Source organism: Kibdelosporangium banguiense, assembly GCF_017876405.1.
Lineage (GTDB): Bacteria > Actinomycetota > Actinomycetes > Mycobacteriales > Pseudonocardiaceae > Kibdelosporangium > Kibdelosporangium banguiense.
Map to the genome: position 1 here is coordinate 4,945,665 of NZ_JAGINW010000001.1, position 11,788 is coordinate 4,957,452.

Below are 11,788 nucleotides of genomic sequence, written 5' to 3' on the forward strand. Positions count from 1 at the left end.
CGCGGAAAAGGGAGTGTGAAGGCGTGACCACGGCTGATATGCACACGCGCGTCAAGGACCTTCAGCAGTTGCGGGAGGAGACTCGCGCCGGGGATCCGAAGGCTACCGAGGCACAGCGCTCACGGCGCAAGCTCACCGTGTACGAGCGGCTGGAGTTGCTGCTGGACAAAGGGTCCTTTGTGGAGGTTGAAGGACTTCGGCGGCACCGGGCCAGCGGCTTCGGGATGGAGCGGCGCAAGCCGCCCGGCGACGGCGTGGTCACCGGGTGGGGCACAGTCGAAGGGCGGACGGTGTTCGTCTACGCCCACGACTTCCGGATCTTCGGCGGCTCGCTCGGCGAGGCGCACGCCCAGAAGATCCACAAGATCATGGACATGGCCGAGTCCACCGGTGCGCCCTTGATCAGTCTCAATGACGGCGCGGGCGCACGGATCCAGGAAGGTGTCACGGCGCTCGCCGGCTACGGAGGGATTTTCCGGCGAAATGTACGAGCTTCGGGTGTCATCCCCCAGATCAGTGTCATGCTCGGCCCGTGTGCGGGTGGTGCGGCCTATTCTCCGGCTCTCACCGACTTCGTGTTCATGGTCCGTGACGTCTCGCAGATGTTCATCACGGGACCGGACGTTGTTCAGGCGGTAACCGCCGAACAAGTCACCCACGACCAGCTCGGCGGCGCGGACGTGCACGCCGGCAACGGCGTCGCGTCCTTTGTGTACGACGACGAGGCGACCTGCCTGCACGACGTCCGTTACCTGGTTTCGATGTTGCCGTCGAACAACCAGGAGCAGCCGCCCACGCTGCCGTCCAACGACCCCGCTGACCGGCGCAACGAGTCTCTGCTCGACGTGGTCCCGGCCGAGCCCGGTCAGTCCTACGACATGCACGACGTGATCGAGGAGATCGTCGACGACGGCGAGCTCCTTGAGCTGCACGACCACTGGGCGCCGAACGTGATCACCGCGCTGGCGCGCCTGCACGGCACGACCGTCGGCATCGTGGCCAACCAGCCGCGGTACTTCGCCGGCGTGCTGGACATCAAATCGTCGGAGAAGGCCGCGCGGTTCGTGCAGACCTGCGATGCCTTCAACATCCCGATCGTGACCCTGGTGGACGTCCCAGGCTTCCTGCCCGGCACCGACCAGGAGCACAACGGGATCATCCGGCACGGCGCCAAACTGCTGTACGCGTACTGCAACGCCACTGTGCCAAGGATCCAGATGATCCTGCGCAAGGCCTACGGCGGCGCGTACATCGTGATGGACTCCCGGTCGATCGGTTCGGACCTGTCGTTCGCGTGGCCCACCAACGAGATCGCGGTGATGGGTGCCGACGGCGCGGCGAACGTGATCTTCCGCCGGGACATCGCGGCGTCCGACGACCCGGACGCCACCCGGTTGCAGAAGATGAACGAGTACAAGGACAAGCTGATGCACCCGTACTACGCTGCGGAGAACGGCTTGGTCGACGACGTGATCGACCCCGCGGACACCCGCGAGATCCTGATCAACGCGTTGGCGATGCTGCGCACCAAGCGCGGCTCGTTCAGCTACGCCAAGCACGGGAACCCGCCGGTATGACCCCCGCCGACGTGATCGTGCTGAAGGGTCAGCCGGACGACGAGGAACTTGCTGCGTTGGTCGCGGTGATTACCGCGCTCAACGCGAAGGCGGCGGCCGCTGCCAAGGACAGCGGTCCCGCGGGCGGGCTGTGGGCCTCAGGCCCCGGCAGGCCGGCCTACCGCCCGCCCGGTGCCTGGACCCAGTTGCGGTCCACCCGGGCTGCCTGAGGAAGAGAAACAGCCCCCTTGTGAGTACTGCGTTGTGGCCGAAGTACTCACAAGGGGGCTATCGGTTACGCTGACTGAGGCTGGAGGTCGAGGCTGGCGAGGGTCCAGTTCGCCTCCGCACGCAGGGTTTCCGCTCGCCTTCGGTTGCCTGCGTGTCCTCTTGCCTCCAGTGCCTGTGCCAGCGCCAGTTGAGCCAGTGCCATCCATGGCCGGGCCTGACGGTTGGCCAGCCCGGTGAGCGCCGCGGTCAGGTGGCGCTCCGCGTCGTCCCAGTCTCCAACGATAACCGCCAACCGGCCAAGATGGAATGACGCGGGACCTACGAAAGTACGGTAACCCACTCCGCAGTTGAGTTCCGCATATGGTTCGAGCAGTTTTCTCAGTGCTTCCGCTGTGGTGGGATCACCCAGTTCGACACCGCCAAGCGCAAGCAGCCCAACGATGTGCGGCCACTCGTCACCCGACGGAAGCGGCTCGACACCTGTGGCGAGCGCGCGGACTGTCAAGTGTGGCAGGCCGCGTTCCCCGTTCACAAGGGCGATCAGGGAACGTTCCGCGGCCTCGTACGTGCTGGAGAACGTGTTGTCCCTGGTAGGCCAGGAACTGCGGCGCAGCCAGCCGGCGATGAGCATCTGGCGTGCTGCCAGGCTTCCCGGCACCGGACTGATCCGGTGGTCGGTGTCGTCGGGAACCCGGTGCACACGCTGGGTTGTCGCGGTCGCGTCGGCGAACTGGCCTTGTGTCACGGCGATCGCGACACTGTGATCGATCATCAGGGCGTGCCCGAACTGGGTGCCCGCGGTCTGCTGTACCGCGGCTGTCAGTTCGGCCATGGCCGCTGCACTCGCGGCGTAGTCGCCGGACATCTCGGCGGCCATCGCGCGGTGGTGCGCGGCAACGACAACCGAATACGTGTCCTCGATCGCCGAGGCCACCACAAGCATCTCCCCGGCAAGGCTGAGCCGGCGTTTGACGTATGCCGGTCCTTCGAGCAGTTGCAGCTCGCGGGACATGGCCGTCAACGCCGCCGTGACTGTGGCCGAGGAGACCACCGGACGGCCCAGCCGGGCCTGCCGGGCAAGCAAACGACCGATTGTGACGTCGTCGATGGCGCTCACACCACGGACAGGAGGTGTTGCCCCGACGAGCATTTCCGTCAACGCCGCGGCCTCGCTGCGCAGCCTCGGCCGGGTCTCCACGACATCGGCCAGGCCTAGAGCGGCTTGCGCGGCCATGTTGAGCCGTCCGTTGTGCAGCGACTGGATCGCGCCGTCGAGCAGGGTCTGCTCGCACTCGTCGTGACCGGCCGCGAGTTGAGCGAGCCCAAGATTGGTCAGGGCTTCGGCTCGTAGCTCGTGATCCGCGGACGGAACATGTTGCAAAGCCTGGCGGTGCAGGTGAACGGCCTCGTTCGGCGCACCGTCCTGGCTGGCGCGCGCTGCCGCGCGCCAGCCCCATCTCACGGCACGCTGGTCGCCGTGGGGGACCGCGCCGGCGGCACGATGATGTGCCATCGTCCGGCTGTACCGGCCCAATTCACCAGCGCGTCGCAGCTCGATGGCGTCGGCGATTCGGGTGTGCAACCAACGCCGTCGGGCGGCGCTGGCCTGTTCGTAGATGGCTCGGCGTACAACGTCGTGCACGAACCGATACTCGTGGGAGGTGGGGATTTCAGCGACCAGACCGTCGCTGACGACTGTGTCCAGCGCTTCCATCGCCTCGCTGGTGCTCAGTTCAGCGGCCTCGGCAGTCAGATCCAGCTCGAAAGTCGGGCCTGCCGCGGTCGCGGTGCGCAGCAGCTGGCGGGACGCGTCGTCCAACGCCGAAAGCCTGGCATTGACGTATTCCAGGATGCCCGACGGCATGGCCGGCCGGGCGGTGTCGGGATCGCTGTGCCAGCGCAGCAGTTCCAGAAGGAGGAAGGTGTTGCCGTTGGTGTCCGCGATAAGCCGGTGGGGTGGCGGGGCGTCGCCGATCGACGTCTCCGGCATGACCCGGCGGACCAGCGCGCGGACGTCGTTCTCGTCCATGCCGGGCAAGGAGATCCGGCGAAGCCAGCCCTCGCGGTCCACGTCATGGATCGCGGCGGCGAAATGGTCGGGAGCATCTGGACGTCGTCCAGGTGCTCCCGCGGTCGCCGCGACCAGCAAGGAAGTGCCGTACCGGCGCCGGTAGATCTGGCGCAGCATGACAAGGGTGTCGTCGTCGGCCAGGTCGAGGTCGTCCAGGACCACGAAAACCGGTTGGTCCTTGGCGACTTTGACCAGCAGGTCGGTCAGCGCCAGCAGCAGTTCGGCCCGTTTGGACGAACCGAGCTCCGACAGCTGGAACTTCGGCTCGGCCAGCAGGGCGTCGAGCGTGCGCTGGGTGGCCTGGCTCAGTTCAGGCATCGAGTCGTTGGGCGTCGCGGCGACGTATCCGCTCAGTGCCTCGACAAATGGCTGACAGGGCACAGTGGACCCACTGTCGCTGCGGCCGTACATGACCACGCCGCCGGCGACGCTGATCCGGCGAGCGACTTCGGCGACCAGGCGCGTCTTGCCGATCCCCGGCTCCCCGGTCACCAGCATCATGTGGCACGCGCCGTCCTCGACCTGCCCCCAGGTAGCGGTCAGCCTCGCCAGTTCCTGCCTTCTACCGACAAAAGGCGCAGCCGACCCGCCTGCGGAGCGCGCCCGGGTGACCCGCGGCCGGCTCGGCGTGACGATAGGACTGCCCAGCAGATCCGCATACGCGGCCTGGGTTTCCGGAGCCGGATCGATGCCCAGTTCCTCAGCGAGCATCCGGCGAAGCTCGTGGTACGACCGCAACGCCTCAGCCCGGTTGCCCGCCGCGACGTGAGCCGTCATCCGGCAGCGATGCGCACTTTCTCGCAAGGGAGCTCGCCGGACAGCCTCGTCGGCAAATCGCAGGGAGTTGCGCTCGTCATTGAGCGCGGACGCAGCCAGGCTCGCGGTCTCCAACGCGGAAACCAGCAGCTCACCGAGCTGTTCGCGCATACTGTTGACCCACTCGCCCTCATGATCAGGCAGAAACGGCCGCTCAAGACAAGCGACAGCGGACGCGGCGAGACGCTCGGCGTCGGCGAAGTCGTTGTTCGCGAACGCCTCCGTAGCCTGCGCCGCCTCGGCTTCAGCCTGCTCGACATCGACGACGGCACCGACCGGGAGCCGCAGCAGATAGCGGCCGCCCTGCGCCACAATGGGAGGACTGGCCTCGATGTCACTGCCGACGACAAACCCGCGAACCCGGCTGACGACGCTACGCAGCGCGGACGCCCAGGTATCCGGCAGCCCCTCAGGCCAGACAGTGTCGGCGAGCTGATCGCGGCTCGTGCCGCCCGCCCGCTCCAACGCCAGGCGGGCAAACGCCACCTGAGCCTGCGCACTCGACAAATGCCGGGGCGCAGTCTCGTCACGCTCGATGGTGACGAGCCCAGTAAGCCGGATCAGCATCCAGACCACCCCGGCCGATCGTGATGACGCTGGTGTGGCGCCATATCAGTCAACCCCTCATGACAGCCGTTTCCCGCTCCGCCGTCCCGGACTCTCAGCCCAATCGGACGTTTGTATAAATAGTACGCCGATTAGGACGCTTGTCTAGTTGCGGGGTTGAACAGTTCGGTGTGTTCTACGCGCTGTAACCACTTCGGGCCACCGCTGTGACCAGCGGTAATCCCTGACAACGTTTCCACGGGTCAGGCCGGCGGGAACATCCGAGCAAGCTCTTGGACAGTGACCGCGCGGGCTCGGTGGCGTGGATGGTGCCCATCCCCAGTTCTCGCGCCTGGCTAGCGAGACGGCTCGTCTCGGACCCGCGGTTCGCCCTCGGCGGTACCGCGATTTCCGGTGCGGATTCCTGTCCTCGCATGTTGCGCCTGGCTTGCGGGAGACCCCGTAGAACTTGCTCCGTGGAAGTCGGTCAGTTCGAGGGAGCTCCAGATGAATTCCAGCGCAGGGGCACCCGTGGTGATCACCGGAATGGGCGTGGTGACTCCTGCGGGGTGCCGGCTTGACGAGTTCTGGTCGGTGCTGCGGGCGGGTCGCTCGACCGCGGCCGAGCTGACCGGGCTGGACCTTGACCGGCACAAGGTGCGTATCGGCTGCCGGGTCGCGGGCTTCGACGAGGTAGGACTGCTCGGAGCGAAAGAGGCGCGCAGGCTGGACCCGTTCGCGAGGTACGGCGTGACGGCCGCGCTCGCAGCGTACAAGGACGCGGGGGAGCCGAAGCCCGACAGGAGCCGCGCGGCGATCGTGATCGGCAACGCGGTTGGTGGGCGCAGGACCAGCGACGACGAGACGCGCAACTACTACGAGGGTGGCCCGAGCAAGGTCAACCCGTTGATGCCGCTGATCAACATGCCGAACGCCGCCGCGGCCGCCCTCTCCATGAAGCTGGGCTGGCAGGGGCCGGCGTTGACGATCGCGTCCACGTGCGCGAGCGGGGCCGACTCGATCGGATATGCCCGGATGCTGCTGCAGTCGGGCCAGGTCGATGTCGTGCTCGCCGGTGGGTGTGAGTCGATCATGACTGAGGTGACGCTGGCCGCGTTCGGCAACCTCAACGCCGTCACGACCAGCCGTAACGACACCCCGAAGATCGCCAGCCGGCCCTTCGACAAGGACCGGGACGGCTTTGTGATGGGGGAGGGCGCCGGCTTCGTCGTGCTGGAGCGCGCCGACGACGCGAGAGCACGCGGCGGCCGGCAGTACGCCCAGGTCGCCGGATACGCCTCCACCAGTGACGCCTTCCATCTCTCCATGCCTGCTGAGGATGGCGCGGGCGCGGTCGCGGCCATGACGAACGCGATCGCGAGCGCCGGCCTCAGCGCAGCCGACATAGTGCACGTCAACGCGCACGGAACGTCCACGCCGCACAACGACCGCGCCGAAGCGGTCGCGCTGCACAAGGTTTTCGGGCCGGACGGCCCTCCGGTGACGTCCACGAAGGGTGTCATCGGCCACCTGATCGGAGCCGCGGGCTCGGTCGAGCTGGTCGCCACGGTGATGGCGATGCGCGAGTCCGTGGTGCCCCCAACCGCAAACCATGAGCAACTGGAGCCGGGTCTGCAGATCGACGTCGTGCACGGCGCGCCCCGCAAGGTGGCGTCCGGAGCGGCGTTGTCGAACTCGTTCGGCTTCGGGGGCCACAACGCCTGTCTGGTGGTGACGCCGGTATGACTCTGTCCACGAAGGTCGTCCGCAAGGTGAGCGCGGAAGAGATCGCTGCCTACCGTGAGGTTGTCCGCAGCGGGCTCGCGCCAGGCGATGGCAAGGCCTCGCCGCTGCACGCGTTCGTGCTCGCCTCGCCGGTGATCGACGAGTCGGTCGGTCTGATCGGCGCGGCCACGGCGGACGGCTCGCCGCTCGGTCGTGTGCACCTGTCGCAGGAGATCCACGTCCAGCGCGCGATCCGCGCCGACGAGCCGGTCACGGTCGCGCTGGACGTCGTGGGTACGCGCAAGAGCGGCAAGGGTGTCCAGGTCGCGATGAAGGTCGCACTGCTGGGTGAGGATGGCGAGCAGTTCGGCGAGCTGGTCACCGGTGCGATGCTCGTCGGCGCGGTCACCCCGGACACCTTCGGTCAGCTGCCGCCGCATCCCGGCAAGGGCAGCACGGCCGAGGCAACCGTTGTGGCGCAGTCGATCGCACGCGCGACGGTCACGAGGTACGCGCACGCCTCCGGCGACCTCAACCCGATCCACCTGCAGGACGAGGCCGCCATTGAAGCGGGCTTCGCCAACGGTGTGATCGCCCACGGCATGAGCGTTTTGGCTGTGGTGACTGAGGAAGTCATCGACCGGTTCGCCGGTGGTGACGCCGACCGCGTCAAGAGCGTTGGCGCACGGTTCTCCGCAGCTGTCACGCCCGACACGCCGCTGGAGATCGTGTTGCAGGAGGACGAGAACTTCGTCCGCTTCTCCTGCAAGACCCCGACCGGGCCGGCGCTGAAGAGCGGTTGGGTCGAGTTGCGATGACCCGGACGTTCCGAGAGGCCTTCCTCTCCCAAGTGAGCCGCCGCCCTGGCGCACCCGCGCTGGTCTGGCACGGCAACGTGACGACCTACGGCGAGCTCTACGAGCTGGCTGACAAGGCACGCGCCCGGCTCGAGTGGCTGAACCTCGAGCCGGGCGAGCCCGTTGGCCTGCTGGCCAAGAAGTCCCCGGCCGCGGTCGCGATGGTGCTCGGAACTGTCCTGAGCGGACGACGTTTCCTGTTGCCGTCGCCCGCGCTGGCCAACTCGGCGCTGACGAGCCTGTTCGCCCAGGCCGGCTGCAAGCACGTCGTGGCCCCGGAAGGCGAACCGGAGTTCCGGCCGGACCCTGACGCCACAACAGAAGCAGTTGCGGCGCACGATGTCGACGACGTGCAGTTCATGCTGACCACGTCCGGCTCGACCGGACTGCCCAAGATCGTGCCGCTGCCACAGGGTGCGATCGACCGGTTCGTCGCATGGGCCGCGGCCGAGTTCGACATCCGTCCGGGTAGGACAGTGCTGAACTACGCGCCGCTGAACTGTGCTGAACTACGCGCCGCTGAACTTCGACCTGTGCCTGCTGGACGTCTGGACCACGCTGGCGCACGGCGGCCAGGTCGTGCTGGTCGACCCGGACTACGCGGCCAACGGCCGGCATCTGCTGGACCTGCTGGTGCGCCACGAGGTCAACGTCATCCAGGCCGTGCCGATGTTCTTCGGCCTGCTGTTGGACGTCGTACAGCCCGCGGTCGACCGCCTCGGACTGGTCGACCGCGTGATGTTCACCGGCGACGCGATCCCGGACCGGACCCTGGCCGAGCTGCCCAAACTCTTCCCGGCCGCGACGCTGCACAACATCTACGGCTGTACTGAGACCAACGACAGCTTCATCCACCACCTCGGCAGCGGTGACACAGCCGCCACACCGCCGGTCTCGATCGGCAAACCGCTCCCGGGTGTGCACACCCTGGTCCTGACCGGTGAAGGAACCGTCCGAACCGGCGAACTGTACGTCTCCACGCCGTTTCAGGCAGCCGGATACCTAGACCGCACAAGGCATGCGGACAAGTTCGTGCCACACCCGACCGGCGCCGACGACCGGCCCTGGTTCCGGTCCGGCGACCTGGTCCGGCGCGAGGCCGACGGACGGGTCTTCCTGATCGGGCGCAGCGACTTCCAGGTCAAGGTGCGTGGCGTCGCGATCAACACCGCCGAGGTCGAGCACGTACTGCTGGAACACCCGGCAGTGCTGGAGGCGGCGGTCGTCGCCGTGCCTGACCCGATCGCGGGCCGGCGGCTGGTGTCGGCGGTGCAGCGGGCCGCCGACAGCAAGCTGAACAGCCTGACGCTGCGCCAGCACTGCGCACGACGTCTTCCCCAGGCGGCAATCCCGTCGACGATGCAGATCCTCGACACGCCACTGCCGAAGACCTCGACCGGCAAGGTCGACCGCAACGCCTTCGCCAAGCCGGCTGAGCCCAAGTGAGCACCAAGGAAGGACGTCATGAGCAACACAGACACCATCAAGAAGTTCGTCATCGACGAGTTCCTGCCCGACGTGTCCGCGGCGGACCTCGATGCCGACTACGACCTGCTGGCCGACGGCGTGATCGACAGCCTGGGCCTGCTCAAGCTGATCGCCTGGGTGGAGGACCACTTCCAGTTGGCGGTGCACGACACGGACCTCGACCCGAACAACTTCCGCAGCGTGGCCGCGATCGACAAGTTCATCGAGGAGTCCAGCAGCCAGAAGGTGGCAGGGAGCTGAAGCCGTGCACACCGCGATCGTTTCCCTCCTGGATCACCGCTCGGGCATCGAGCGGGAGACCTGGCGGTCACTGTGGGACCAGCTGGGCGCGGGCGACCTCGAACGAGGCGAGTCCGTAGCCCTGCTGGCCTCACTGGCCACCCGGCTGCCCGACCATGACTCGCTGCGCAACCTGCTGGCGTCGCTCAACGAACGGCGTGAGCCGGTCACCGGCGACTGGCCCGGCTCGGTCAACATCGTCGGAACCGGCGGTGGGCCAAGGACTTTCAACATCTCCACGGCGTCGGCGTTCGTGGCCGCCGCGTTGGGGGTCCGGGTGGTCAAGACCGGGTCGCGGGCGTACACCAGCAGTGTCGGCTCGATCGACCTGCTCGAGCGTCTCGGTGTCGGACTGACCAGGTCCTACAAGCACACCGAGGACACTTTGGACAAATACGGCATCGCGTTCGCGGGGCCGTTCGTCTACCCGACCGAACTGCTGCGCCTGGCACGTTCCATCATGCCGATGAGCCTCAAGCCCTTCGGCCGGTTCGTCAACGCGCTCGGCCCGTTCCTGGCCGCACTGCCAGTGACCGCGCAGGTCACCGGTGTGTCCGTGCACGCCCCGCAGCCCGAGCTGCGCAGGCTGGCCGCGGGCATCCGGGACCGCAAGATCTGGCTCTGCATGAACGACTCCGGTGCCGACGAACTGCTCGGCTTCGCCGACAACGTCGTCTACACCAATGACGAGACGAACATGATCCGGTTGTGGGCCGGCCGGTTCACCTCCGACTCGGGCACGTTCGAGGATCTGGCCCCGGCCAGGGACCTCGACGACGTGGCCGGCCACTTCCTGGCGGTGATCTCCGGCGAGGCCGGAGCCGTCGCCACCGAGACGATCAGCCTCAACGCGGCGGCGCTCGCCGTTGCCACCGGCCATATCGAGGACTGGTCGGACGCGGTTGACGCCGCGCAGCAGGCAGTCCGTGACGGTGCAGCCCGCGCTCTGGTCGACCGCATGCGATCGCCGCGGGAGCGCAAGCTCACTCTCGTACGCAAGGCGGTATCCAATGGCTGAGTTCTTCGACCAGAAAGCCGACGGCGAGCCGGGCCTGGCGTTGTTCCTCAACGCCGGCGACCCACCGCTCGACGTGCTGGCGGACCTCGTCCTCATGCTCGACGAGGCCGGTGTGGACTGTCTGGAACTGGCCGTGCCCTTCCCGGGCTCGGTCACCGACGGCCCGGTCATCCGGCGCTCGCACGACCGGGCACTGGCGCTCGGCGTCGGCCTGGACGAAGTGCTCACCTTCATCGCCGACGTGCGGCCCAGGCTGCGCCGGCTGCGGATCGCGCTGCTGGCCGACTGGAGCTACTCGATCAAGAGCAGGCCGTTGGCCGGGGCGGTCGGCGACATCGCCGAGGCAGGTGCGGACGGCTTGCTGCTGCACGCCCTGCCACCCCGGGTGCGGCCGGCGTTCTACCAGGCCACCAGCGACGCGGGCCTGCCGATCGTCACCACTTGCTATCACAAGGTCTCCACGGAACAGGTCATGGCCGAGGCAGCAGCGAACGCTTCGGCCTACCTGTACCTGGTCGCCCAGTACGGCCGGAGCGGCACCGCGCCGGCCGACGGGTACGCCGATCTCGCCGGCACCATCGCGAAGTTGCGTGTGGACACTGCGGTGCCCATCGCCGTCGGGTTCGGAGTCAAGACAAGAGCAGACGTCACCACGGTCCACGCCCTCGGGGCGGATGCGGTGATCGTCGGCTCCGCAGGAGTGGCGCGGGTCGAAGAAGCCCTCGCGTACAACCGCGACGTGGTCACCGAGTTCGCCGACTTCGTCCGGTCGGTCCACCCCGCCCACACACTCGCCTAGCAACAAGGAGCTGACCATGATCATTCGCCACATCGACGAAGTGAAGACCGTTGAGTGGGGCAACGGCCTGTCGCGCCGGTTCCTGCTCGAGGCCGACGGTATGGGCTACTCGCTCACCGACACCCTGGTCCGCGCCGGCACCAAGTCGCACCTGGAGTACCGCAACCACCTCGAGGCCTGCTACTGCATCGAGGGTTCCGGCGAGGTGATCGACACCGAGGGCAACTCCTTCCCGATCACCCCGGGCGTGATGTACGCGCTGGACAAGCACGACCCGCACTGGCTGGTCGCGAGCCCGCACGAGGACCTGCGTCTGGTGTGCATGTTCACCCCGGCGCTGCGGGGCGACGAGGCCCACAACCTCGACACGGACGAATTCTCGGAGTACTGAGCCGAAATCCC

Annotated in this window: 10 protein-coding genes and 1 pseudogene; 10 read left to right on the forward strand and 1 reads right to left on the reverse strand. The window is 67.4% G+C overall.

Annotated features, from left to right (window positions below):
* Window positions 1-38 precede the first annotated feature (38 nt).
* Window positions 39-1,577, forward strand: a complete 1,539-nt coding sequence (locus JOF56_RS23430; protein ID WP_209648433.1) for an acyl-CoA carboxylase subunit beta — start codon at window positions 39-41, stop codon at window positions 1,575-1,577.
* Window positions 1,574-1,786: an acyl-CoA carboxylase subunit epsilon gene (locus JOF56_RS23435; protein ID WP_209641606.1), complete on the forward strand. Its 213-nt coding sequence runs from the start codon at window positions 1,574-1,576 to the stop codon at window positions 1,784-1,786. The genes JOF56_RS23430 and JOF56_RS23435 overlap by 4 nt, the downstream gene beginning before the upstream one ends.
* A gap of 65 nt (window positions 1,787-1,851) precedes the next feature.
* Here JOF56_RS23435 and JOF56_RS23440 read toward each other — a convergent pair whose 3' ends face one another.
* Entirely contained in the window at window positions 1,852-5,241 is a 3,390-nt protein-coding gene (locus JOF56_RS23440) for an ATP-binding protein (RefSeq protein WP_209641608.1), read from the reverse strand.
* Window positions 5,242-5,727: 486 nt separating this feature from the next.
* On the opposite strand from JOF56_RS23440, the gene JOF56_RS23445 reads away from it, so the two are divergent.
* The 8 genes and pseudogenes from JOF56_RS23445 (at window position 5,728) to JOF56_RS23475 (ending at window position 11,777) form a co-directional block, all read left to right on the forward strand.
* A complete protein-coding gene (locus JOF56_RS23445) occupies window positions 5,728-6,966 on the forward strand; it encodes a beta-ketoacyl-[acyl-carrier-protein] synthase family protein (RefSeq protein ID WP_209641610.1) in 1,239 nt (412 codons plus the stop codon).
* Window positions 6,963-7,763: a MaoC/PaaZ C-terminal domain-containing protein gene (locus JOF56_RS58145; protein ID WP_245378365.1), complete on the forward strand. Its 801-nt coding sequence runs from the start codon at window positions 6,963-6,965 to the stop codon at window positions 7,761-7,763. The genes JOF56_RS23445 and JOF56_RS58145 overlap by 4 nt, the downstream gene beginning before the upstream one ends.
* Window positions 7,760-8,266, forward strand: a pseudogene (locus tag JOF56_RS60740) (AMP-binding protein); the annotation flags it as partial. The gene JOF56_RS58145 and the pseudogene JOF56_RS60740, both read left to right, overlap by 4 nt.
* Window positions 8,267-8,303: 37 nt before the next feature.
* The gene (locus tag JOF56_RS59550) at window positions 8,304-9,248 is read left to right on the forward strand and encodes an AMP-binding protein (protein ID WP_209641611.1); all 945 of its coding nucleotides are present in this window, start codon (window positions 8,304-8,306) and stop codon (window positions 9,246-9,248) included.
* Between the two features lie 18 nt (window positions 9,249-9,266).
* Window positions 9,267-9,530 (forward strand): acyl carrier protein, encoded by a 264-nt coding sequence (locus JOF56_RS23460; RefSeq protein ID WP_209641613.1) that lies wholly within the window; start codon window positions 9,267-9,269, stop codon window positions 9,528-9,530.
* A 4-nt stretch (window positions 9,531-9,534) separates the two neighbouring features.
* Window positions 9,535-10,587, forward strand: a complete 1,053-nt coding sequence (locus JOF56_RS23465; RefSeq protein WP_209641615.1) for an anthranilate phosphoribosyltransferase — start codon at window positions 9,535-9,537, stop codon at window positions 10,585-10,587.
* Complete coding sequence (gene trpA, locus JOF56_RS23470; RefSeq protein WP_209641617.1) at window positions 10,580-11,386, forward strand: tryptophan synthase subunit alpha; 807 nt, start codon at window positions 10,580-10,582, stop codon at window positions 11,384-11,386. Before JOF56_RS23465 ends, trpA begins: the two co-directional genes overlap by 8 nt.
* 16 nt (window positions 11,387-11,402) lie before the next feature.
* Window positions 11,403-11,777, forward strand: a complete 375-nt coding sequence (locus JOF56_RS23475) for an ectoine synthase (protein ID WP_209641619.1) — start codon at window positions 11,403-11,405, stop codon at window positions 11,775-11,777.
* Window positions 11,778-11,788: the final 11 nt, after the last annotated feature.